We start from the raw sequence: 22,618 nt of genomic DNA on the forward strand, positions 1-22,618 counted from the left end.
TTCACTCCGCCGTGAACGCGGCCCGCAGCTCCTCCTTCAACGACCGCTGGAACGCGGTCACCAGCGCCTGCAGCACCATCGGCTGCATATGGGCCGACAGCGACTTCATCGCCGCCACATGCTCCGGGTCCGACTCCCGCTCCCGGTACGGACTCCACACCTCGTCCCGGAACAGCCGGGTCAGCTCCTGTGCGGCCGACCGGGAGTGCTCCAGCAGAACCGTGCGTGCGGTCAGAATCGTCTCGTGCGCGATCGGTACGCCGAGCAGTTCGACCCCGAGCCGCAGCAGCCCCGGGTCCACCCGGTAACTGCCGTCGACCGGCTCCGCGCGCTCCAGCACACCCATCGCGGCCAGCCGCGCCATGTCCTGCTCGGTCAGCGCCCGGCCCGCACGCCGCTCCAGTTCCGCCCGCGTCGCGCCCTCCGCCGCATCGGGCGCCCAGGACGCCACCAGCGCCCGGTGGATCGCCAGGTCGTGGGCGCTCAGGTCCGGCGGCAGCTGCTCCAGATAGCGTTCGATCGCGGCCAGCGTCATGCCCTGGTGCTGAAGTTCCTCGATGAGCGCGAGCCGGGACAGATGCTCATGCCCGTAGTGCCCGACACGACGCGGACCGATCACCGGCGGCGGCAGCAGACCCCGGGTGCTGTAGAAACGCACGGTGCGTACGGTGACACCGGCGCGCGCCGCCAGCTCGTCGACGGTGAGCGTCGGGTCCTCGGTCCCGGTCGCCATGTCTGCTCCTCGCGTTCCGACCCAGCGGAGAACTGCTGCGTCTGCATCATTCAGGTGCACCAGTATTGCTGTCTCACCATTGCTGTGAAAGCTCCCGGCAGCATCCCGGCGCGGTCCCGCTGTCAGTGGTGGCTCCTACGCTGGTGTCATGTCGGAGATCACGTACGTACGGGGCGACGCGACCACCCCACAGGGCAAGGGCGTCAAGGTGATCGCCCATGTCTGCAACGACCTGGGCGGCTGGGGCAAGGGCTTCGTCCTGGCCGTCTCGCGTCGCTGGCCCGAACCGGAGAAGGCCTACCGCCACTGGCACCGGGAGCGCGCGAGCAACGACTTCGGCCTCGGCGCGGCTCAGTTCGTCCAGGTGAGTCCGTACCTCTGGGTGGCGAACATGGTGGGCCAGCGGGGGATACGCACGGGCAGCAAGGGGGTCCCGGTGCGCTACGAGGCGATCGACACGGCCCTGGGTGCCGTGGCCGACCGGGCCGTCGAGCTCGGGGCTTCGGTCCATATGCCGCGGATCGGCTGCGGATTGGCGGGCGGCACCTGGTCCAGGATCGAGCCGCTGATAGCGAAGCGGCTGCTGAGCAGGGGCATAGCGGTGACGGTGTACGACTACGACTAGACGGCCTCGCCTGCGCCACCGTCAGGGCGCCCCGGAACGTGGTCGCCGCGCTCCGCGCGGAACTCGCCGGATATTCTGACTCCCGTCAACGATGTACCAGGAAGGGGTGGGCCCGGTGGCGGGTGTCCAGGCAGCGCGCAAGGTGTGCGAACGTTACGGCGCGGACGGCGACGGCTGCACCGCGGTGACCGCGGCGGTCAATGGTGCCCAGGACCCCGGCAACGACCGGCCCGCGTCGTCCGACGCGTTCGCACCCCGCCCGAACGGGGCCTGAACCCTGCACCCCGACAACCGGCCGCACGACCCGATGGACGCGTCCCTGCTCACCCTGCTCGGTCTCGGACCGGACGAGGACGCGGTCTACCGGCTGCTCGTGGACCGTCCCGACAGCGAACCGGCCGCGCTCGCGGGCCCGTTGAGCGACCATGCGGTGGCGGGCGCCCTCGACGCGCTCGTCGAACGCGGTCTCGCCAGCGCCGACCGGCCGGACGCCGACGGCACCTTCCGCTATCGTGCCGCCTCGCCCGTCCTCGCACTCGGGCCGCTCCTGGAATCCCGGCGGGCCGCGCTGCACCGGGTCGAGTCGCTCGTCGGCGACCTCACCGAGCGCCACCGCTCCGCGCAGACGCACGGGTCGGGAGCGCCCGTGGAGGTGCTGTCGGGTCCGGCGGCGATCCGGCGACGCCTGCTGACCATGCAGCGTCAGGCCAGGAGCGAGGTGTGCACTCTGGTGCCGGCCAGGCACGCGCCCGCGGTGATCTCCTTCGCGGACAACCACGAGGAGGCGGACTCCGAACTGATGCGCCGCGGTGTGACCGTGCGCAGTGTCGTCGAACGCATATGGCTGGAACAACCGGAGACCGCGACCCTGCTGGCCTCCTGTGTCGCCCAGGGCCAGCAGATCTCCGTCACGGACCGGCTGCCGATCAAGCTCGTCATCGTGGACCGCCGTATCGCGCTGCTGCCCCTGGACCCGGAGCGCGAGACCGAACCTGTGGCACTCGTGGTGCACCGCACCGGCCTGCTCACCGCTCTCGGTTCGCTCTTCGAGGAGCTCTTCGAGAAGGGGTGGCGGCTGAGCGTCTCCGGCGTCGTGGACAAGGACGAGTCCTCCGTCGCGGCGGTCGACCGGGAGATCGTCGCGCTCCTCCACGTCGGGCTGACCGACGCCGCCATCGCCCGTCAACTCGGCATGGGCCATCGCACCGTTCAACGACGCCTGCACGCCCTCATGGACGAGGTCGGCGCCGCGACCCGCTTCCAGCTCGGCTGGTACGCGGCCCGCGCGGGCTGGCTGGACGACGAAACCGGCAACTCGGTTCCGTCGCAGGTTCCCTGAGGCGTATTTACGCCACGGCATGTTCGCGCCATGTCCATCTCTTGTTGGCGGAACCCCGCATACCGAAACATCGACCCCGTCAACCGGATGGGGCGTGCGCGTCCCACGGAGAAGTGTGCGATGGGGAGGGCTCTGTGAAGAGAACGAGGATACGGCGGATGCTGGCGACCGGTGTGGTCGTCACCGCCACCGGATCGGCACTGCTGACCGCGCCGGCCTGGGCGGACGACACCATCGCCGCGGCCACCACGGCGACGAGCCCGGTGCCGGTCGCTCCGGCGATGACACAGGGACTGGACAAGTCCGCCCGCGAGGGCACGCCCGCCGAGGCCGCCCGGGCCCATCTGAAGGCGCACAAGGACACGTACAAGGTGCCCGTCTCCGACCTGAAGACGGTGCAGACGACCAAGGACGGCAAGCAGTCCTCGGTCCGCTTCCAGCAGAAGCACGACGGCGTCCCGGTCTTCGGCGCCGAGTACGCGGTGCAGACGGAGGCGGCCGACGGGGGCCAGCAGGTCACCTCCGCGACCGGCACGCTCTACACGGACCTCACGGTCTCCACCACACCGAAGGTGACCGAAGCCACCGCGAAGCAGCGGATGTTCACGCTCGACCGCGGCCTGTCCGGCGTGCAGGGCGCGAAGACCGAGGCGCACGGCCTTTCCGTGCTGCCCGACGCCCACGGCGGCAGGCTGGCCTGGCACTTCACCGTCACCGGCGGCAAGGCGGACGGCAGCCCGGTGCGCCAGGAGGTGTACGTCGACGCGCGCGTGGGCGGCATCGCGCTCTCGTACAACAACATCGACGCGGCCGACGCGTCGCCCGCGGAGGGGACGGGCGTACGCGTCGACGGCGGCGAGGCGAAGCTGGACGTCAACAAGGAGGCGGACGGCTCGTACACGCTCGTCGACTCCACCCGCTCCATGTACGCGCAGACCGGCGGGCAGATCCGCACGTACGACGCGCAGCGCAAGGACTACAAGCTCGTCGCGGGCGGCCCGGTCACCGACGACATCCCGCTGGGCAGGTCGGCGAGCGACCGCTTCGACGGCGCGAACACCTCGTCGGGCGCCGTCGACGCGCACCTGAACGCGTCGAAGGTCTACGAGTACTACAAGAACCAGTTGGACCGCGACGGTGTCGACGGCAAGGGCGGCACGATCTACTCCGTCGTCAACGTCGCCGCGAGCGGCAAGGACTACGCCAACGCCTTCTGGGACGGTTCCAAGATGGTCTACGGCCACATGGGCGGCGTGCCGCTGTCCGTGGGCCTGGACGTCGTCGGCCACGAGATGACGCACGGTGTCACCGAGCACTCCGCCGGGCTCGTCTACCTCAATCAGTCGGGTGCGCTCAACGAGGCGATATCCGACTACTTCGGCAACGCCATGGAGACCGCCGACAAGGGCATCGCGATGAGCGATCCGACGTCCGGCCTCATCGGGGAGTACCTCTGCAACGGCACGAAGCCGCTGCAGGAGTGCGCCCTGCGCGACCTGAACGACGGACGCAACGCGCAGAAGGACTACCAGCCCATCACGCTCGACATCGACAACGGCGGGGTGCACCACAACTCCACCATCGTCGGCGGCGCACTGTGGGACATGCGCAAGAACCTCGACAGCAAGCTCGCCGACCGGATCATCTACCGGTCCGCGCAGAACTACCTCACACCGCTGTCCGGCTTCACCGACATGCGCAATGCGGTCACCCTCGCCGCCAAGTCCCTGAACGTCTCCGCGGACGACCTGGCCGCGATCGACAAGGCCTTCGACGACCACGGCATCGAGACCGGCTGGGAGCAGAAGGGCGGCACGCACGACGGCACCACCATCGGCGCCAACATTCTGCCCGCGTACGAGGTCTACGGCGGAGTCGACGAGCAGGCCGCCCAGATCAACGGCGACGTCTACGCGATCAGCCACGGCGATGCCATCGCCTGGGACCAGGGCAGCGCCGCCTTCGGCATCACCGTGGGCCGCTTCGACAAGAAGCCGACGCACGAACTGGCCCAGAAGGACGCCTACCTGCTCGACCCGTCCCTGGACGGCGACCGCATCGTCTTCACCCGGATCGCCGCCGACGGCATCGGCATCTACCAGGCGGGCGAGAAGGGCCAGGGCGCGATCAAGGAGCTGGCCGACCTGCCGGACGCGGACGAGACCGAGCCGGTGACCGACCACGGCGCGCTCGCCTACATCAGCACCACCGCCGACGGCGAACAGGACGTCATGCTCCGCAAGGCCGACGGCACGACGGTCAACGTGACCCCGGAGGCAGGCACCAAGGCCGCCCGCCTCGCGATGAAGAACGGCACGATCGCCTGGGCCGGCGGCGACGACGGCACGTACGTCAACGTCTACGACATCACGAAGGGAACCACGCAGACCAAGCGGATCAGCGCCTTCCTCTTCAACTACGTCTCCGACATCCAGATCACCTCGGACCGCGTCTTCTGGCGCGAGACTGGCGGCTTCCTGATCCCGAGCACGACGTTCATGTCGGCGCCGCTCGGCGACCTGTCCAAGGCCGCGAAGCTGCGCTACCCGTCGAGCACCTACGTCGCCCAGTTCTCGGTGAACGACGACTACTTCGCCTACGCCTCCTACGACCTCTGGGGCGCGCTCGGCTCCTGGACCGGACCGGCCAAGGCACAGGTCTCCAAGACCGCCGACGTGCTCGCCGGTCTCAACAACTACAGCCGCGTCTCCTGCTCCTCCGGCGCCCAGCTGGCCCCGTCCCTCGGTGACGGCCAGCGCGTCGCGTGGCTCGACACGAGCGCCGCGGCCACCGATGTGGTGACCCGCGAGACGTTCGCCGGGACCTGCGAGTAGTCCCGGGCCATCCCGCCCGGCCCCGTGCCGGGGCACGCGAACCCGGCGTGATCCAAAGCAGGGGCCCCGGGCTTCCCGGGAGCCCCTGCGCACCGGCCCGGCAGCGATCGCATACTGGATCACACAAGGGTCGGGCACCTGGGGCCTCTCGTTCGGATCGGGCTCGGGCTCGCGTGCCCCGGTGCCGGATCCGGCCTGATCCGAACGAAAGACCCTGGCCGCACGCCCCGCCGACCGCCGGGAGCTTCATGAGTACGGAAACAGTCAGAGGCGACACCCCCGTCCCGCCGCCGCCCGGCGGTGTGCTCTGGAGCATCTCCGGCGACATCCGGGCCCTGCTGATGCTGCCCGCCGCCCTCACCCTCCAGGTCGCCCACCCGGCGGTCGGCGCGGGCGTCGACGAACACTCCGTGTTCCGTACGGACCCGTGGGGGCGCGGCGAGAGGTCGCTGAGATCGCTCCAGCTCTGGGTGTACGGGGGTGACGCGGCCGCCGAGGAGGGGCGCAGGCTCCGCAGGCTCCACCGCGCCATCCAGGGCACCGACACACGGGGGCATCGCTACCATGCGCTGTCGCCCGCGAACTACGCGTGGGTGCACGCCACGGGCTTCCCCGTCTATCAGCACGCCGCGCGCTATCTCATCCGGCCGCTCACCGACGCGCAGGAACGGGCCCTGTACCGGGAGTGGCTCCAGGTCGGCCGGGTTCTCGGCATCCGCGACCGGGACATGCCGCAGACGATCGAGGAGTTCTGGCCCTACTTCCGCAAGGTGCTCGCCGACGAGATCGAGCTGACCGTCGTCGTGGAGGACCTGATCGCCACCGACCGCCCGGTACCGCCGCCGGACCGGGGACCGCTGCCGGTGCGGCTGCTGCTGAAGGCGCTGTGGCCGGTATTGTTCCCGCCGCTGGCCAGGTTCCGCCGCTTCGTCACCATCGGCCTGATGCCGCCGGAGGCGCGGGAGGCGATCGGGCTGGAGTGGACGGACGCGCAGGAGCGGAAGCTGCGACGGTTCTGCGCAGTGGTGCGGCGCGTCGTGCCCGTGCTCCCGGAGCGGCTGCGCTATCTGCCGTACGCGCGCCGGGCGCGGGCGGCGCGTCGCGAGGCCGGCCGGGGCGACGGGAAGCCCGGCGCACCAGCTCGGTCGGCGTGATCACCGATTCGACGCAACCGCCCTGGTGCCCGCCCCGCCGTTCAGCCGCTGATCAGCATCCGTACCGTCAACCGGGCCATGCCCTCCACGTTCTGACGGGCCGTCGGCAGCGGGAGACCGGTGGCCTCGGTCATCGACACCATGCCGTCGAAGTCGAAGCCCACCAGGGCCACCTCCGGACGGCCCCCGGCCGTCCACCGGGCACCGTCGCCCCACCGGAGGGAGGGGCGACGGCACCGGGAGCCGATCCGCGGACCCGTCAGCGGTGGTCGTGAATCGAGTTCGTCGCCGCGATCTGCTTCCACGACGCGGGCTGCGCGGGCTGAGCGGGAGCGCGCAACGCGCGCGCGCCGGCCGCTGCCGGGGCCTGAGGCCGCGTCGGTTGGTACAGCCAGGTGTCGAAGAAGCCGGCGAGCGGCTTGCCCGAGACCCGTTCCGCGTACGTCACGAAGTCCGCCACGCTCGCGTTCCCGTACGCGTGCTCGGCCGGCCAGCCCTTCAGCAGCGCGAAGAACGTCTCGTCACCCACCTCGTTGCGCAGCGCCTGGAGCGCCAGCGCGCCCCGGTCGTAGACGGCCGCGTCGAACTGGTTGTCCGGGCCCGGGTCGCCCGGCTTCACCGTCCAGAAGGCGTCGTCCGCGGGATGCTGGGCGTACGTGTAGTCCGCCAGCTCCTGCGCGGTGCCCTCGCCCTCCTTCTCCGACCACAGCCACTGGCTGTAGCGGGCGAAGCCCTCGTTGATCCAGATGTCCTTCCAGCCCTTGAGGGACACGCTGTCGCCGTACCACTGGTGCGCCAGCTCATGGACGACGACGGAGACGTTCGCACCGTTCGCGAACTGCTTCGGGCTGTAGAACGGCCTGGTCTGGGTCTCCAGCGCGAACCCGCTCTTCACATTGGGGGAGTACCCGCCGAGCGCGTCGAAGGGATACGGTCCGAAGACCTCCGTCAGCCACTCGGCGACCTCGGTGGTCCGCTCGATGCTGGCGCGTGCCGCACCGCCGTTGGCGCCGAGATCCCTGCTGTACGCGTTGACGACCGGCAGCCCGTCCGACGTGGTGTCGGTGGTGATGTCGAACTTGCCGATGGCCAGCGTCGTCAGATACGTCGCCTGCGGCTTTGCGGAGCGCCAGTTGTAGCGGGTCCAGCCGAGCTTCGAACTCTGCGACTGGAGCGTTCCGTTGCTGATCGCCTGGATGCCGTCCGGCACGGACACCGAGATGTCGTACGTCGCCTTGTCGAGCGGGTGGTCGTTGCTGGGGAACCACCACGCGGCCGACTCCGGCTCCTGCGCGGCCACCGCGCCGTCCGGCGTACGGACCCAGGAGGTCCAGCCGTTGATCTTCACCTCCGACGGCTTTCCGGCGTACCGCACGACCACCGAGACGGCCTTGCCCTTGGCCAGCGCTGCCGCCGGGGTGATCTCGAGCTCCTGCTCGCTGCTCCTGGCGTAGCCGGCCTTCTTGCCGTTCACCCGCACCTCGGAGACGTCCAGCCCCAAGTCGAGGTTGAAACGGGAGAGTTCCTGGGTGGTCGTGGCGAGGATCGTCGCCGTGCCCTCCAGCAGGTCGGTGGCGGGCTGGTACTTCAGCCGCAGGTCGTAGTGGGACACGTCGTAGCCGCCGTTGCCGCTGGCCGGGTAGTAGGGGTCGCCGATGCCCGGGGCGCCCGCGGTGCCTCCGGCGGCCGAGGCCGGGATCGCCAGCAGCAGGGAGGCCGCGAGTGCGCTCGGGACGATGAATCTGCGGTGCACGAGTGCTCCAATTCGTCGGGGCGAAGGATCTTTCGAACCGTCACGTAGAGACTATTCAGCCACCGCCGCATCAGTCGTGTCCATGGCAGCACCTGTCACACGATCGCCATTCGGCCGACATGGCACACGGTCGTCCTTCCCGCATGGGCACGTCATATTCATCGGTGATCGCCCCCTGTTGCCCAGGAGTTGACCGGGGTACCTTCCGCCCATGCCGACACGTGCGCGGGGCACCCGCTTGACGTACAGATCGCTGGTGGTGGCGGCCGTCGCCGTCCTGATGGCAGTCCCCCGCAAGGTGCGGGCCAGCGTCTTCGCCGTACACGGCATGCAGGACCTCAACGTCCGCACCAAGCACCTCGGCCAGTGGTGGGACGCCCTCGCACCGCATCCCCGGAGGCAGCCGCTCATGACACCCCGTATCCCGACCGCCCGCGGGCCGGTCCGCCGCAACCTCGTCCTGACGGCGGCCGCCGCCGTCCTGGCCGTACCCCTGGTCACCGTGCCCGCCCAGGCCGCGCACACCCAGCCCCAGCCCCGTACCGGCTTCGAGATCAGCAACGGGGCCCGGTGGACCGGCCAGCCGGAGGAACAGTCCTTCCTGGCCGCCGTCGACCGGGGCAGCGACCGGGTCTCCGTCGACCGGATCGGCACGACGAAACAGGGCCGCCCGCTCCAGCTCGTCCGGATCGGAAACCACCACGCCAACGCGAACACGATGCTGCTGATCTGCAGCCAGCACGGCAACGAACCCTCCGGCCGCGAAGCGTGCCTGACGACCATTCGCGATCTGGCCTACGCCCAGGACCCCTCGACCCGCGCCTTCCTCTCCCGTACGAACGTCCTCGTCGTGCCCACCGCCAACCCCGACGGACGCGCCGCCAACACCCGCGGCAACTCCGACGGCGTCGACATCAACCGCGACCACATCGCGCTGCAGACCGCCGAGGGCCGCTCCATGGCGGCGGTCATCCGCGACCGGAAGCCCGATGTGATCTACGACCTGCACGAGTACGGGGCCACCCCGCCGTACTACGACAAGGACCTCTTCGTCCTGTGGCCCCGTAACCTCAACGTCTCCGACCAGGTGCACGGCGAATCGCAGACCCTCGCCCAGAGCTATGTGCGGCCCACCGCCGCGGAGGCCGGCTACAGCAGCGGTCTGTACGGCATCTGGACCGACCCCGTCACCGGCGACCCGATCAAGCAGACCGCGGGCGACGGACAGGAACGCATCCTGCGCAACACCTCCGGCATCAAGCACGCCGTCGGCCTGCTCATCGAATCCCGCGTCGACGCACTCACCGGCGCCGAGAAGGCCGACCCGGCACTCAACAGCCGACGCCGCGTCCACTCCCAACTCGCCGCACTCGACGGCCTGTTCTCCTTCACCGATGAACACCGCGGCCCGATCGTCGCCGCCACCGCCGCATCCCGGGCCGCGGGATTCAAGGACCGCGGCCCGGTCTTTCTCGGCGGCGCCGACAACGAGGCACCCGAAGCCGGCCGAGTCCTTCAGGACCCGCCGTGCGGATACCGGCTCACCAAGGCCCAGTTCGACGACGTCAAGGACGAACTCGCCCTGCACGGCGTCACCTCCCGGCGTGACGGTGACGGAGCGTACGTACCGCTGCGCCAGTCGGCCCGCAACCTGATCCCGCTCCTCCTGGACGAGCGGGCGACATATCACCTCACAAGCGGGCAGGCCGATACCTCTTGTTGATCCCATGAGGTGAGCGGTACGTGTGGCACTGGCTACGGAGAGTGAATCGGTGGCTTCCGTGAAAGGTGCCATCCGTGCCGCAGGACGAACAGAGAACGGGCGGCCGGGGAGATCTGCCGGTGACGGCGGACCTCCCCGGCCCCGACGCCGTACCGGCACCCGCGCCGGGCCCGGGACCGGCCGGGCTGATCCGCGCTCTCCGGCGGCCGATTAGGATCGGCACCCTGATGACTGCCACTCTCGTTGCCAAGGACCTCGCCGCCGGACACGGCGACCGCACGCTCTTCGCCGGACTCGACCTCGTCGTCGCGCCCGGTGATGTGATCGGTCTCGTCGGAGTCAACGGGGCCGGTAAATCGTCCCTGCTCCGGCTGCTCGCCGGGCTCGACCGGCCGGAGGAGGGCGAGCTGCGGCTCTCCCCGCCCACCGCCACCGTCGGCCACCTCCCGCAGGAGCCGGAGCGGCGTGCGCGGGAGACCGTGCGCGAGTTCCTGGCCCGCCGCACCGGCGTCGCCGACGCCCAGGCGGCGATGGACACCGCCACGCAGGCCCTCGTCGACGGGGCGCCGGGCGCGGACGACGCGTACTCCGAGACGCTGGAGCGCTGGCTGGCGCTCGGCGGCGCGGACCTGGACGAGCGCGCCGAGGAGGTCGCAGCCGACCTCGGCCTGACCATCGGCCTCGACCTGCCGATGACCGCGCTCTCCGGCGGCCAGGCGGCCCGCGCGGGCCTGGCCTCCCTCCTGCTCTCCCGCTACGACGTCTTCCTGCTCGACGAGCCCACCAACGACCTCGACCTGGACGGCCTGGAGCGGCTGGAGCGCTACGTCTCCGGACTGCGCGCGGGCACGGTCGTCATCAGCCACGACCGCGAATTCCTGATGCGTACGGTCACCAAGGTCCTCGAACTGGACCTGGTCCAGCAGCGGATCAACCTCTACGGCGGTGGGTACGCCGCCTACCTGGAGGAGCGCGAGAGGGCTCGCAGGCATGCCCGCGAGGAGTACGAGGAGTACGCCGACAAGCGCACCGCCCTCGAAGGACGCGCCCACATGCAGCGCTCCTGGATGGACAAGGGCGTCAAGAACGCTCGCCGCAAGGCGACCGACAACGACAAGACCAGCCGCAAGCTCCGCAGCGAGTCGAGCGAGAAGCAGGCCGCGAAGGCCCGGCAGACCCAGCGCATGATCGAACGGCTCGACGTCGTCGACGAGCCGCGCAAGGAGTGGGAACTGCGGATGGAGATCGCCGCCGCACCCCGCTCCGGCTCGGTCGTCGCGACCTTGAGCGAAGCCCGGGCCGTACGCGGCGACTTCGGCTTCGGCCCGGCATCACTGCAGATCGACTGGGCGGACCGGGTCGCCATCACCGGCGCCAACGGAGCGGGCAAGTCCACCCTCCTCGCGGCACTCCTGGGACGCCTCCCGCTGGACGCCGGGCATGCGACGCTCGGCTCGGGGGTCGTGGTCGGAGAGGTCGACCAGGCGCGCAAGCTGTTCCACGGCTCCGAATCGCTCCTGGAGGCGTTCTGCGCGGCCGTCCCCGACACCGAACCGGCCGAAGTCCGCACGCTGCTCGCCAAGTTCGGCCTGCGCGCGGACCACGTGATGCGTCCCGCGACCACGCTCTCGCCCGGCGAACGCACCAGGGCGGCGCTCGCCCTGCTCCAGGGCCGGGGCGTCAACCTCCTCGTCCTCGACGAGCCGACGAACCACCTCGATCTGCCCGCGATCGAGCAGCTGGAGTCGGCGCTGGACTCGTACACGGGGACGTTGCTGCTGGTCACGCACGACCGGCGCATGCTGGAGGCGGTACGGACGACACGGCGCGTCGAGGTGGTGGACGGCAAGGTTACGGAGCTGTGAGGGTGCCGGGGCTTCGCCCCGGACTCCTTCAGGCATGTCCAGCCCGTCCGGCGTTCGAGGACGTCTTTTGAGACTCTCCGGCGTGTGAGGGGCGGGGTCCGGGGGCGGGGGCCCCCGGCCCCCCCCCCCCCCCCCCCACCCCCCCCCCCCCCCCCCCCGGGGGGGGGCGCCCCCCCCCCCCCCCCCCCCCCCCCCCCCCCGACATCAGCCCCTCTTGCCGCCCTGCTTCGGATCCGTCAGCCCGGCCCGCCGCAACGCATCCGCCATCGCACTGTTCACCGGTGCGGGCACCGGACGAGCGGAGCCGCCCCCACCGCCGCCGCCGCGCCGGTCACGCTCCTGACCACCCTGCCCCTGTCCCTGGCGCTGCCGCGGCGGCCGGCCGGCCTTGCCACTTCCTTGGCCGCCCCGCTCGCCCCGCTCGCCCCGTTCGGCCCGCTCCCGCCTGGGCCCCCCGCCCTGGGACGCGCCCCCGGCCGACGCCTCGTCGTCCAGCCGCAACGTCAACGAGATCCGCTTCCGCGGGATGTCGACATCCATGACCTTGACCTTCACGATGTCGCCCGGCTTCACGACATCCCTCGGGTCCTTCACGAACGTGCGCGACATCGCCGACACATGCACCAGGCCGTCCTGGTGCACACCGATGTCCACGAACGCGCCGAACGCCGCGACGTTGGTGACGACGCCCTCCAGCACCATCCCGGACGCCAGATCACCGATCTTCTCGACGCCCTCCTTGAAGGTGGCCGTCTTGAACGCGGGACGCGGGTCGCGCCCCGGCTTCTCCAGCTCCTTCAGGATGTCGGTGACCGTCGGCAGACCGAACTTCTCGTCCACGAAGTCATCGGCGCGCAGCGATCGCAGCACACTCGTGTTGCCGATCAGCGAGGCGACGTCACCGCCCGTCCGCTTCACCATCGCCCGCACCACCGGGTACGCCTCCGGGTGCACGCTCGACGCGTCCAGCGGGTCGTCGCCCCGGATGCGCAGGAAGCCCGCGCACTGCTCGTACGCCTTCGGGCCCAGCCGCGTCACATCCTTGAGCGCCTTTCGCGAACGGAAGGGACCGTTCGCGTCACGGTGCGTGACGATGTTCTCGGCGAGGCCCGAGCCGATCCCCGAAACCCGCGAAAGCAGCGGCGCCGACGCGGTGTTGACGTCGACGCCGACACCGTTCACGCAGTCCTCGACGACGGCGTCCAGTGAGCGCGACAGCTTCACCTCGGACAGGTCGTGCTGGTACTGGCCGACACCGATCGACTTCGGGTCGATCTTCACCAGCTCCGCGAGAGGGTCCTGAAGGCGTCGCGCGATCGAAACTGCGCCGCGCAACGAAACGTCCATGTCGGGGAGTTCCTGCGAGGCGAAGGCCGAAGCCGAGTACACCGACGCGCCGGCCTCCGACACCATCACCTTGGTGAGCTTCAACTCGGGGTGCTTGTCGATGAGTTCACCGGCGAGCTTGTCGGTCTCGCGGGACGCCGTGCCGTTGCCGATCGCGATCAGGTCGACGTCGTGCGCCTTCGCCAGCTGCTCCAGCTTGGCCAGCGCCTGGTCCCACTTGTTCGCCGGGACGTGCGGGTGGATGACATCCGTCGCGACGACCTTGCCGGTCGCGTCGACGACGGCGACCTTCACACCCGTACGGAAACCGGGGTCGAGCCCCAGTGTGGCCCGCGTCCCGGCCGGTGCGGCGAGCAGCAGATCGCGCAGGTTCGACGCGAAGACCCGTACCGCCTCGTCCTCCGCCGCCGTACGCAGCCGCAGCCGCAGATCGATGCCGAGATGCACCAGGATCCGGGTCCGCCAGGCCCAGCGCACCGTGTCGGCGAGCCACTTGTCGCCGGGGCGGCCGCGGTCACCGACTCCGAAGCGCCGGGCGACCATGTTCTCGTACGTCGAGGGGCCGGGCGTCTCGGACGGCTCCTCCGGCTCCAGGACCAGGTCGAGCACGTCCTCCTTCTCGCCCCGCAGCATCGCGAGCACCCGGTGCGAGGGCAGTGCGGTGAACGGCTCGGTGAAGTCGAAGTAGTCGGCGAACTTCGCCCCTGCCTCCTCCTTGCCGTCCCGTACCTTGGCGGCCAGCCGCCCGCGCGACCACATGCGTTCACGCAGCTCACCGATCAGATCGGCGTCCTCCGAGAACCGCTCGGTGAGGATGGCGCGGGCCCCCTCCAGCGCCGCCGCACCGTCCGCGACGCCCTTGTCGGCGTCGACGAAGGCGGCGGCAGCGGTCAGCGGTTCCACCGAGGGGTCGCCGAGCAGACCGTCCGCGAGCGGTTCGAGCCCCGCCTCCCTGGCGATCTGGGCCTTCGTGCGCCGCTTGGGCTTGAACGGCAGATAGATGTCCTCAAGGCGCGCCTTGGTGTCGGCGGCCCGGATCTGCGCCTCCAGTGCCTCGTCGAGCTTGCCCTGCTCGCGTACCGAGTCGAGGATCGCCGCACGGCGGTCCTCCAGCTCCCGCAGATACCGCAGCCGCTCCTCGAGCGTGCGCAGCTGCGCGTCGTCGAGCATCTCGGTCGCTTCCTTGCGGTAGCGCGCGATGAACGGCACGGTCGACCCGCCGTCGAGCAGCTCGACGGCCGCCTTCACCTGCCGCTCGCGTACGCCGAGTTCCTCGGCGATCCTGCCTTCGATGGACGTCGTCACGGTTCTACCGACTCGCCTTCTCGTACTGGCTGTACTGGCTCTACTGGCTGTGCTTGCCGGGGCGGGGCCCCTTCGCCTGCATTGTGCCGGGTGGTCGGGCGCTGTGTCGCCCGACCACCCCAGGGCCTCTCGTTCGGATCATGTCGGGCTCGCGTGTCCCGGCACCGCGCCGCGCCGCGTTGTCGTCGGTCTTCCCCGAGCTCTCGGCTCCGCTCGACCAGGGAAGACCCCATCGGGTTCCTTGCCTCCGCCGTGCGATGCACGGCACCACGGTGACATCGGCCGCTCCGCGGCGGGCCGCTCCCTGATCCGGCCTGGTCCAAACGTAAGACCCCGGCCGACCGTGGGCCGGTGCCGCTCAGCCCTTGCCGATCAGGTCCTTTGGGAACGCGCCCGCCGAGGCGGCCGTGAACAGGAATCCGCGCGCGAGTTCGGTCAGCCGTTCCACCCCCTCCGCGCCCAGATGCTCGTACGGGGCGCGGTCCATCCGGTCCGTGGCCTCCTCCAGATCCGCCCGCAGTGCGACGCCCGCCTCCGTCAACTCGCCCTCGCCGTCCAGGAGTCCACGCCCACGCAGCCGCTCGGAGGCCTCCTCCCAGTCGCTGCGGCGCCAGCCTCGGGTGGCGAGGACCCAGCGCGGGTTCATCCCCTTGCCGGTCGCGGTGTGGCTGACCAGGGCCTCCACCGGATCGAGACCGGCCGCGAGGAGAGCCGCGAGATGGCCGTCGCCGCGGTGCTCGCGCAGCAGCGTCCCGGCGTGCCAGTACGCCAGGTGCGGCTGCTCGGGCACCGGCAGATCGGCGTGGGCGGCGTAGAGCGGCCGGGCGTGTCGGGTGCACGCCTCGGCGGCGCGCAGCGCCAGCCCGGCCGCCTCGGCCATTTCGGGGGAGGCGATGCTCTCCGCGCCCAGCAGCCGGCGCAACGTGGCGTCGGCGGCGCGCAGCCGGGCGTCCAGAACCGCCTGCGGTGACGCGACGGACCACACGGCGGGCAGATGCCGGGCGACGAGATCGTGGTTGAAGTTGTAGAAGGTCGCGGTGACCGTGCCGGGGCCGACGGCGCCCAGCGCCGCCGCGCGCGCGGCGACGTAGGCGGCGTTCGAATCGTCGATCCCGAGTTTCCCGAGCTCCTCGCCGAGGTCGGGGGAGAAGTAGACCGTCGAGTGCAACGGGTTGATGGCGTTGTGGCAGCGGCGTCCGGCGCGCGGCGGCAGAGTACTCATGCAGGCACGTTACCGACTGGTCGGTACGACCCCTAACCCCGGGGGGACGTCCATTCCGCGCGGCTTTCGGCATGGCGGAAAAGGTGGGTTATTCGTCATTGCGGCCATGGTCCCGGCTGCCCAGGATGGCAGTCATGACGCAGCGATCCGTACTCGTCGTCCTCTTCGACGGCGTTCAGAGCCTCGATGTGACCGGCCCCGTGGAGGTCTTCGCCGGGGCCTCCCACTTCCCCGGGGCCACGTACGAACTGCGTACCGCCTCCCTCGACGGCGCGCCGGTCCGTACGAGCAGCGGCCTGACGCTCGTCCCCGACGGCAGCCTCGCCGACGCCGCACCGCCGCACATCCTCCTCGTCCCCGGCGGTCAGGGCACCCGTGACCCCGACCCGGCGCTGATCGACTGGCTGCGCGGCCACGCCCCGCTTGCCGAGCGGCTCGTCTCCGTCTGCACGGGGGCGCTGCTGCTCGCCGCGGCCGGCCTGCTGGACGGGCACCGGGTGACCACGCACTGGACGGTCTGCGACCATCTCGCCCGCAGCTACCCGGCCGTCGAGGTCGACCCGGACCCGATCTTCGTACGCGACGGCAGGCTGGCCACCTCCGCCGGGGTCACCGCCGGCATCGACCTCGCACTCGCCCTCGTCGAGGAGGACCACGGCCGGGACATCGCGCTCACGATCGCCCGCCACCTCGTGGTCTTTCTGCGCAGGCCCGGGAACCAGGCGCAGTTCAGCGCCCAGCTCACCGCACAGACCGCCCGCCGCGAACCGCTGCGCGAGGTCCAGCACTGGATCACCGAACACCCCGGCGACGACCTCACCGTCGAGGCACTCGCCGCCCGCGCCCGGCTCTCGCCCCGCCACTTCGCCCGCGCCTTCCAGGCCGAGACGGGCCTCACACCGGGCCGATACGTCGACCGCGTACGCCTCGAACACGCCCGCCGGCTGCTGGAGGACACCACCGACGGCGTCAGCGGCATCTCGCGCGCCTGCGGCTACGGCACCCCCGAGGCCATGCGCCGCGCGTTCATCAAGGCCCTCGGCACGGCACCCGCCGAATACCGCCGGCGCTTCCGCGCCCAGCCGGCCACCCACTGACCAACCGCTCCGCAACCCACTCACGACCGGCCGAAAGGCAACGCCATGCAGATCGCCATCCTCCTCTTCGAGCGCTTCACCTCACTCGACGCCGTGGGCCCCTACGAAATGCTCGCCCGCACCCCCGGCGCACAGACCGTGTTCGTCGCCGAACGGACCGGGCCCGTGCGCAACGACAACGGCAGCCTCGCGCTGGTCGCCGACAGGACCCTGGCCGACGTACCGGCGCCGGACGTGCTGGTCGTCCCCGGCGGCCCCGGCCAGAGCGACCAGATGGAGAACGAGGCGCTGCTCGGCTGGCTGCGCACCGCCGACGCCACCAGCACCTGGACCACCTCCGTCTGCACCGGGTCCCTGCTGCTTGCCGCGGCCGGACTGCTGACGGGCCGGCGCGCCACCTCGCACTGGCTCGCGCTGCACTCCCTGAAGAACTTCGGTGCCGAACCGACCGGCGAACGCGTCGTCGTCGACGGCAAGTACGTCACGGCGGCCGGTGTCTCCTCCGGCATCGACATGGGACTCACCCTGCTCGGCCGCATCGCGGGCGACGAGCACGCCATGTCCGTGCAGCTGCTGTCCGAGTACGACCCGCAGCCGCCGTACGACGCCGGCTCGCCCGCGAAGGCCCCGGCGGCGCTGGTCGAGAAGTTCCGCGCCGCGAGCCGCTTCATCCTCCAGTAGGCGCAAGGGCGTTACGGCCCGGTCGTCCAGGTGAAGCGCGGCGCGCGCCGCTCCAGAAAGGCGGCGACACCCTCCGCGGTGTCGCCGCTGCGGCGCGCCTGCTCCGCCCAGTAGTCGTCCCGGTCCTCGCGGCCGGTGGCGAACTCCTTCGCCGCCGCCTGCGTCAGCTGCGAGCGCGCCGCCAGCGTGCGTACGTACGCGTCGACCCGCTTGTCCAGCTCACCGGCCGGCAGCACCTCGTCCACCAGACCGGTCCGCAGCGCCCGCGCGGTGTCGATCAGCTCGCCCGAGAACAGCAGATGCTTCGCCGTGGCCGGGCCGGTCAGCGCCACCAGCCGCCGGGTCGACGACGCCGGGTACACGATCCCGAGTTTGGCCGGTGTGACGCCGAACGACGCGCCCTCCTCGGCGAACCGCAGATCGCAGGCGGCCGCGAGCTGGCTGCCGCCGCCCACGCAGTAGCCGCGGATCGCCGCGAGCGTCGGCCGGGGGAACGCGGCGAGGGACTCCTCGGCGGCCACGGCGAGCGCCTGCGGATCGCCCGCCGGATCCCGGAGCGAGGAGATGTCCGCCCCGGCGCAGAAGGTGTTCCCGGCGCCCGTCAGCACCAGCACCCGGACCGCGGCGTCGGTGGCCAGCCGCTCCAGCAGACCGGGCAGCGCGCTCCACATCCCGGCGGTCATCGCGTTGCGTTTGGCGGGATTGCTGATGACGACCGTCGCCGCACCGTCCGCGACGGTGTGCTTCAGCCGGGGTTCCGTACGGTCCATGCGCCGGATGCTATCCGTACGGTTCGAACCTATGATCAAGAAGGGGTCGCCGAACAGGCACGCACCGTGAGGAGCTTCCCGTGGCCGGTCCCGCAGCCGAGGGCAAGAAGCTGAGCCGCAGTTTCGGCTGGCTGGCACTGCTCGGCATCCTTCTCGTCGTGGCCGGTCTGGTCGGCCTCGTGTACACCGGCGTCGCGACGCTCACCTCGATGCTCCTGTTCGGCTGGCTGCTGCTGATCGGCGGCATCGTCGGGCTGCTGCACGCCATCGAGTCCCGCGGCACGAACTTCTTCTGGCTGGGCGTCGTGGTCGCCGCGCTGAACATCGCCGCCGGAGTCGTGGTCATCCACCATCCGCACGGCACGGCCGAGGCACTGACCATGTTCGCCGCGCTGCTCTTCCTGACCGGTGGGGTGTTCCGGCTGGTCGGCAGCGTCGTGGTGCGCGGCCCGCAGTTCGGCTGGACGCTGCTGCAAGGAGCCTTCGGCCTGCTCCTCGGGCTGCTGGTGCTCTTCGACTGGCCGCACAGCAGCCTCTACGTACTCGGCCTGTTCTTCTCGCTGGCGCTGCTCTTCGACGGGCTCGGCCTGATCGCGATCGGGGTCGGCGGCCGTCATGTGGTCTCCATGGTCTCGGATCAGCAGACGAGCGGAGAGCTGCCGGGCACACCCGGCGGAGAGCGTCCGAAACGCTCAAAGAGCTGACGCATTCGTGTGTGTCCGGTCAAGTTCTGTCGATAGAAGTCGATAGAAGTCGACTTCTGTTCAGTAGCACGAGCCGGACCGACTACGCCCCGCACTCTGTACTCGACGTGCAGTCACCACCGAGTGGAGAGCGGGTACCGGACTATGGAGAGCCGCGGGAGTGTCCCCGCCCGGCCCGTGTCGTACGAGGGAGTCTGGCGGTTCACCGCCCCGGCCGTGGACGTCTCCGTACCGCAGGCCAGGCATGCCGTACGCGATCTGCTGAACCGCCAGGGCGTGCCGCTGGACGCGGACGTCGCCGAGGGCCTGCTGCTCATCGTCTCCGAGCTGGTCACCAATGCCGTGAAGCATGCCGCGCTGCTCTCGCCGGAGCTCGCCGTCGAGGTGGCTGTCGGAGCGGAATGGGTCAGGGTGTCCGTCGAGGACAACCATCCCTACCGGCCGACGGCCCTGGAGACGGACTACGCGCAGACCGGCGGCCGCGGCCTGCTGCTGGTCCGGGAGATCACCCGGGAAGCGGGCGGCGCCTGCGATGTGGAACACACCGCAGGCGGCGGAAAGATCATCTGGGCGGCGCTGCCGCTGAGACCGCGACTCTGACCACCCGTAACCGCTGCGACATCCGGTGCCGCCCGCCCGCTACCAGCCGGCGGACGGTCCGGTCAGCTCCCTGATCGCCGGCCGTGCGGCATCCAGCACCGTCATGAACCAGGCCGAGAACGGCGCCCGCGCATGCCGTTCGGCCAGCTCGTCGGCCGTCACGAACGCGGTCTCGCCGACTTCCTCCGGGTCCAGGTGCAGCCGGTCCTGTGCCATGCCCACGAAGAGGTGATTGAACTCCTGCTCCACCAGGCCGGAGGCCGGGTCGGGATGGTTGTAGCGGACCGTGCCCGCCTCGGCCATCAGCGAGGGCGAGATCCCCAGCTCCTCGTACGTACGCCGGGCGGCGGCGGCGAAGGGCGCCTCGCCCGGGTAGGGGTGGCCGCAGCAGGTGTTCGACCAGACGCCGGGGGAGTGGTACTTGCCGAGCGCGCGGCGCTGCAGGAGCAGCCTGCCCTGCTCGTCGAAGAGGAACACCGAGAAGGCCCGGTGCAGTTGACCGGGCGGCTGATGGGCGGCGAGCTTCTCCGCCGTACCGATGGTGGTGCCGTTCTCATCGACCAGTTCGAGCATGATCGCTTCTGCTGTGCCGTTCGACGAGCTGTTCGCCGCGGTGGCTGGTGTGGTCGGCATACCCATCCTTCGCTATGGTCCCGGCCCCGTGCGCCGGTCCCGTCGATTCCGCTCAAGTCTGCCGTACAAAAGCCGCTTGTCCGCACTTCGGGTCCTGCATGTCCGGCCCCGCCGTGCCCCGTGGCGCGGCGGGCCGGACGGCACGTCAGACGCCGAAGGCCGCCGGGTAGCGGATCGTGCCGTGCGGCACCGGCACGGAGTCGTCGAGCACCAGGGCCATCATCGCTTCGTCCGGGACGTCGAAGCCCGGCCGGATCCCGTAGCGGGACGCCGGTAGGAACCCGAACCCCGGGTAGTACCCGGGATGACCGAGCACCAGGACGAGTGACTCGCCCCGCAGCCGGGCCGCGTCGAGCACGGCCCGCACCACGGCCTGACCGGCGCACGCCGAGGACGTGGTAGCCGGCCGCCGCGGCGTTGGCCGCCACGGGGCGTATCGACGTCTCCTGCTCCAAGAAGGCGCGGGCCTCGTCGGTCGGCGCGTCCGTCGTCCGGACGCACTCGGAGACGACGAGGGTGCCGCCCGGGGCGAGCAGCCGCTTCCCGTCACGCAGCGCGGTGTCGAAACCGATGATGTACGCGGACCCCTCGGCCCGGACGAGGTCGAACGACCCGTCCGGGAAGTCGGGGCCGGAGAGCTCGGCCAGGTCGGCCCTGACCGTACGGATGCGGCCGCCGAGCCCGCGAGCAGCCGCCGCTTCGCGCCGTTCGCCGAGGAACGGCTCGTGGAGATCGACGGCGGTCACCTCGGCGCCCGCCCCGGCGGCGAGCAGCAGCGCGGCGCGGCCGGGCCCGCAACCCGGATCCAGGACGCGCGGACTGCGCGGCAGCGGGCCGGCGAGCTCCAGCAGCTGCCGAGTGGTGGCATCGGAACCGGGACTCCGCCGGGGAAGGCTGTGGCGCAGGGAGAAGAACGCCTCGCAACGGGCGGCGTGATCGTTGTCGGTCACCGTGGGAAACCCTTGTGTACGAGGGCTCCGGCCAACGTGCCGACCCGGTGTGAGCCGGGGTGCTAGCCGAGGGCCCAGAAGATGAGGACGGACCGGATGCTGCGCCGGGCGGGCGCCGTCGCGACGGTCATCGACCTCAGCTCCTCTCTCGGACACGGGGAGGCCCTTCGCCTCGCCGACACCCTACACGGCGGTGCTGAACGGCAGTTCAGTGGCAGAGCCTGGCCTCGTGCTCGGCATGGCCGCTCGGCTCCAGCTGGAAGGTGCAGTGCTCCACGTCGAAGTGGACGCCGAGGCAGCCCTGCAGTTCATGGAGCAGCTTCTCGTGGCCGATCGAGTCCAGCATGTCCTGGCGCACCACCACATGGGCGGAGAGCACCGGCATCCCCGACGTGATCGTCCAGGCATGCAGGTCATGGACGTCCAGCACTCCGGGCAGGGCGGTGATGTGGGCCCTTACCTCACCCATGTCGACGCCCTTGGGCGCCGCCTCGAGCAGCACATTCAGCGTCTCCCGGAGCAGCTTCACCGTACGGGGGACGATCATCAGACCGATCACCAGCGAGGCGATCGGGTCGGCGGCCTGCCAGCCGGTGGCCAGGATGATTCCCGCCGAGAGCAGTACGGCGAAGGAGCCGAGCGTGTCCGCGAGCACCTCCAGGTAGGCGCCGCGCACATTGATGCTGTCCTTCTGCCCGCGGAGCAGCAGCGACAGGGAGACCATGTTGGCCACCAGGCCGACCAGGGCGAAGGCGATCGTCAGCCCGCCCCTCGTCTCGGCCGGGGTGATGAAGCGCTGGACCGCCTCGAAGAGCAGATAGCCGCCCACGCCGAGCAGCAGCAGACAGTTGGCCAGGGCGGCGAGGATCTCGGCGCGGGCGAAGCCGAAGGTGCGGTTGAGCCCGGCCGGCCGGTTGGCGAAGTGGATCGCCAGCAGCGCCATGCCCAGGCCCAGGGCATCGGTCGCCATGTGGGCCGAGTCGGCGATGAGGGCGAGGGAGCCGGAGAGCAGCCCGCCGACGACCTCCAGGACCGTCACGGTGAGCGTGATGCACAGCGCGATCCGCAGCCGTCCCTTGTACGCGGCGGCTGCCGTGCCGGTGGGCGGCGGCCCGCCGTGTGTGTGCCCGTGGTCGTGCCCTGCCCCCATGGGGACGCCTCCCGGTCGTAGTGCGGACTCGGACGCGATCCGCCCGAGCACTGTCAGTCAACTACGGGTGGGGGGTATCGGGCAACACGGTACTGAACACCGTTGTCATATGCTCTGACCTGCGGAAATGGTC

The 22,618-nt window shown here is 70.7% G+C and carries 19 protein-coding genes and 1 pseudogene; 11 read left to right on the plus strand and 9 right to left on the minus strand.

The window, feature by feature from the left end; all coding sequences use genetic code 11:
* Position 1: 1 nt before the first annotated feature.
* On the minus strand, positions 2 to 733 hold the full coding sequence (locus tag ACFVV1_RS13375; protein ID WP_389989012.1) for a MerR family transcriptional regulator: 732 nt from the start codon (positions 731 to 733) through the stop codon (positions 2 to 4).
* A 148-nt stretch (positions 734 to 881) separates the two neighbouring features.
* On the opposite strand from ACFVV1_RS13375, the gene ACFVV1_RS13380 reads away from it, so the two are divergent.
* From ACFVV1_RS13380 to ACFVV1_RS13400, 5 genes are all read left to right on the plus strand, one after another.
* On the plus strand, positions 882 to 1,358 hold the full coding sequence (locus ACFVV1_RS13380; RefSeq protein ID WP_389989014.1) for a macro domain-containing protein: 477 nt from the start codon (positions 882 to 884) through the stop codon (positions 1,356 to 1,358).
* Positions 1,359 to 1,473: 115 nt separating this feature from the next.
* Entirely contained in the window at positions 1,474 to 1,632 is a 159-nt protein-coding gene (locus tag ACFVV1_RS13385) for a hypothetical protein (RefSeq protein WP_389989016.1), read from the plus strand.
* Positions 1,633 to 1,665: 33 nt separating this feature from the next.
* Positions 1,666 to 2,697, plus strand: a complete 1,032-nt coding sequence (locus ACFVV1_RS13390; protein WP_389989018.1) for a helix-turn-helix transcriptional regulator — start codon at positions 1,666 to 1,668, stop codon at positions 2,695 to 2,697.
* 158 nt (positions 2,698 to 2,855) lie between these two features.
* Positions 2,856 to 5,531 carry a M4 family metallopeptidase gene (locus ACFVV1_RS13395; protein ID WP_389989020.1) on the plus strand — a complete coding sequence of 892 codons (2,676 nt, stop codon included), beginning with the start codon at positions 2,856 to 2,858 and terminating at the stop codon, positions 5,529 to 5,531.
* Between the two features lie 248 nt (positions 5,532 to 5,779).
* Complete coding sequence (locus ACFVV1_RS13400) at positions 5,780 to 6,685, plus strand: oxygenase MpaB family protein (RefSeq protein WP_389989022.1); 906 nt, start codon at positions 5,780 to 5,782, stop codon at positions 6,683 to 6,685.
* A gap of 41 nt (positions 6,686 to 6,726) precedes the next feature.
* Here the strand turns inward: ACFVV1_RS13400 and ACFVV1_RS13405 are convergent, their stop codons facing one another.
* A complete protein-coding gene (locus ACFVV1_RS13405; protein WP_389989024.1) occupies positions 6,727 to 6,849 on the minus strand; it encodes a hypothetical protein in 123 nt (40 codons plus the stop codon).
* A gap of 95 nt (positions 6,850 to 6,944) precedes the next feature.
* Positions 6,945 to 8,438 carry a M1 family metallopeptidase gene (locus ACFVV1_RS13410; protein ID WP_389989026.1) on the minus strand — a complete coding sequence of 498 codons (1,494 nt, stop codon included), beginning with the start codon at positions 8,436 to 8,438 and terminating at the stop codon, positions 6,945 to 6,947.
* Positions 8,439 to 8,847: 409 nt separating this feature from the next.
* On the opposite strand from ACFVV1_RS13410, the gene ACFVV1_RS13415 reads away from it, so the two are divergent.
* Positions 8,848 to 10,161, plus strand: a complete 1,314-nt coding sequence (locus ACFVV1_RS13415; protein WP_389989085.1) for a M14 family metallocarboxypeptidase — start codon at positions 8,848 to 8,850, stop codon at positions 10,159 to 10,161.
* A gap of 227 nt (positions 10,162 to 10,388) precedes the next feature.
* Positions 10,389 to 12,026 carry an ABC-F family ATP-binding cassette domain-containing protein gene (locus ACFVV1_RS13420; RefSeq protein WP_389989028.1) on the plus strand — a complete coding sequence of 546 codons (1,638 nt, stop codon included), beginning with the start codon at positions 10,389 to 10,391 and terminating at the stop codon, positions 12,024 to 12,026.
* A gap of 204 nt (positions 12,027 to 12,230) precedes the next feature.
* On the opposite strand, the gene ACFVV1_RS13425 is transcribed toward ACFVV1_RS13420, so the two are convergent.
* Positions 12,231 to 14,678, minus strand: coding sequence for a Tex family protein (locus ACFVV1_RS13425; protein WP_389989030.1), 2,448 nt, complete (start codon positions 14,676 to 14,678; stop codon positions 12,231 to 12,233).
* A gap of 358 nt (positions 14,679 to 15,036) precedes the next feature.
* Positions 15,037 to 15,900: a hypothetical protein gene (locus ACFVV1_RS13430; RefSeq protein ID WP_389989032.1), complete on the minus strand. Its 864-nt coding sequence runs from the start codon at positions 15,898 to 15,900 to the stop codon at positions 15,037 to 15,039.
* 134 nt (positions 15,901 to 16,034) lie between these two features.
* Between ACFVV1_RS13430 and ACFVV1_RS13435 the strand changes: the two genes are divergently transcribed.
* Both ACFVV1_RS13435 and ACFVV1_RS13440 read left to right on the plus strand, forming a co-directional pair.
* Entirely contained in the window at positions 16,035 to 16,997 is a 963-nt protein-coding gene (locus tag ACFVV1_RS13435) for a GlxA family transcriptional regulator (protein WP_389989034.1), read from the plus strand.
* 45 nt (positions 16,998 to 17,042) lie between these two features.
* Positions 17,043 to 17,678 (plus strand): DJ-1/PfpI family protein, encoded by a 636-nt coding sequence (locus ACFVV1_RS13440; RefSeq protein ID WP_389989036.1) that lies wholly within the window; start codon positions 17,043 to 17,045, stop codon positions 17,676 to 17,678.
* Between the two features lie 11 nt (positions 17,679 to 17,689).
* On the opposite strand, the gene ACFVV1_RS13445 is transcribed toward ACFVV1_RS13440, so the two are convergent.
* Positions 17,690 to 18,448, minus strand: a complete 759-nt coding sequence (locus ACFVV1_RS13445; protein WP_389989038.1) for an enoyl-CoA hydratase/isomerase family protein — start codon at positions 18,446 to 18,448, stop codon at positions 17,690 to 17,692.
* Between the two features lie 80 nt (positions 18,449 to 18,528).
* Here ACFVV1_RS13445 and ACFVV1_RS13450 point away from each other — a divergent pair, with 80 nt between their 5' ends.
* Both ACFVV1_RS13450 and ACFVV1_RS13455 read left to right on the plus strand, forming a co-directional pair.
* Positions 18,529 to 19,152, plus strand: coding sequence for an HdeD family acid-resistance protein (locus tag ACFVV1_RS13450; RefSeq protein ID WP_389989040.1), 624 nt, complete (start codon positions 18,529 to 18,531; stop codon positions 19,150 to 19,152).
* A gap of 144 nt (positions 19,153 to 19,296) precedes the next feature.
* Positions 19,297 to 19,752: an ATP-binding protein gene (locus ACFVV1_RS13455; protein ID WP_389989042.1), complete on the plus strand. Its 456-nt coding sequence runs from the start codon at positions 19,297 to 19,299 to the stop codon at positions 19,750 to 19,752.
* 39 nt (positions 19,753 to 19,791) lie between these two features.
* Here the strand turns inward: ACFVV1_RS13455 and idi are convergent, their stop codons facing one another.
* The 3 genes and pseudogenes from idi to ACFVV1_RS13470 form a co-directional block, all read right to left on the minus strand.
* The gene (idi, locus tag ACFVV1_RS13460) at positions 19,792 to 20,385 is read right to left on the minus strand and encodes an isopentenyl-diphosphate Delta-isomerase (RefSeq protein ID WP_389989044.1); all 594 of its coding nucleotides are present in this window, start codon (positions 20,383 to 20,385) and stop codon (positions 19,792 to 19,794) included.
* Between the two features lie 145 nt (positions 20,386 to 20,530).
* Positions 20,531 to 21,335, minus strand: a pseudogene (locus ACFVV1_RS13465) (methyltransferase domain-containing protein).
* A gap of 208 nt (positions 21,336 to 21,543) precedes the next feature.
* The gene (locus ACFVV1_RS13470; protein WP_389989046.1) at positions 21,544 to 22,485 is read right to left on the minus strand and encodes a cation diffusion facilitator family transporter; all 942 of its coding nucleotides are present in this window, start codon (positions 22,483 to 22,485) and stop codon (positions 21,544 to 21,546) included.
* Positions 22,486 to 22,618 lie beyond the last annotated feature (133 nt).

Origin of the sequence: Streptomyces sp. NPDC058092, assembly GCF_042884935.1 — a bacterium.
Lineage (GTDB): Bacteria > Actinomycetota > Actinomycetes > Streptomycetales > Streptomycetaceae > Streptomyces.

Coding starts and splice junctions, on each gene's coding strand:
- ACFVV1_RS13415 (WP_389989085.1), top strand. CDS start 8,848: ATGACACCCCGTATCCCGACCGCCCGCGGGCCGGTCCGCCGCAACCTC.
- ACFVV1_RS13400 (WP_389989022.1), top strand. CDS start 5,780: ATGAGTACGGAAACAGTCAGAGGCGACACCCCCGTCCCGCCGCCGCCC.
- idi (WP_389989044.1), bottom strand. CDS start 20,385: ATGCCGACCACACCAGCCACCGCGGCGAACAGCTCGTCGAACGGCACA.
- ACFVV1_RS13435 (WP_389989034.1), top strand. CDS start 16,035: ATGACGCAGCGATCCGTACTCGTCGTCCTCTTCGACGGCGTTCAGAGC.
- ACFVV1_RS13420 (WP_389989028.1), top strand. CDS start 10,389: ATGACTGCCACTCTCGTTGCCAAGGACCTCGCCGCCGGACACGGCGAC.
- ACFVV1_RS13470 (WP_389989046.1), bottom strand. CDS start 22,485: ATGGGGGCAGGGCACGACCACGGGCACACACACGGCGGGCCGCCGCCC.
- ACFVV1_RS13395 (WP_389989020.1), top strand. CDS start 2,856: ATGCTGGCGACCGGTGTGGTCGTCACCGCCACCGGATCGGCACTGCTG.
- ACFVV1_RS13440 (WP_389989036.1), top strand. CDS start 17,043: ATGCAGATCGCCATCCTCCTCTTCGAGCGCTTCACCTCACTCGACGCC.
- ACFVV1_RS13430 (WP_389989032.1), bottom strand. CDS start 15,900: ATGAGTACTCTGCCGCCGCGCGCCGGACGCCGCTGCCACAACGCCATC.
- ACFVV1_RS13445 (WP_389989038.1), bottom strand. CDS start 18,448: ATGGACCGTACGGAACCCCGGCTGAAGCACACCGTCGCGGACGGTGCG.
- ACFVV1_RS13380 (WP_389989014.1), top strand. CDS start 882: ATGTCGGAGATCACGTACGTACGGGGCGACGCGACCACCCCACAGGGC.
- ACFVV1_RS13375 (WP_389989012.1), bottom strand. CDS start 733: ATGGCGACCGGGACCGAGGACCCGACGCTCACCGTCGACGAGCTGGCG.
- ACFVV1_RS13455 (WP_389989042.1), top strand. CDS start 19,297: ATGGAGAGCCGCGGGAGTGTCCCCGCCCGGCCCGTGTCGTACGAGGGA.
- ACFVV1_RS13390 (WP_389989018.1), top strand. CDS start 1,666: ATGGACGCGTCCCTGCTCACCCTGCTCGGTCTCGGACCGGACGAGGAC.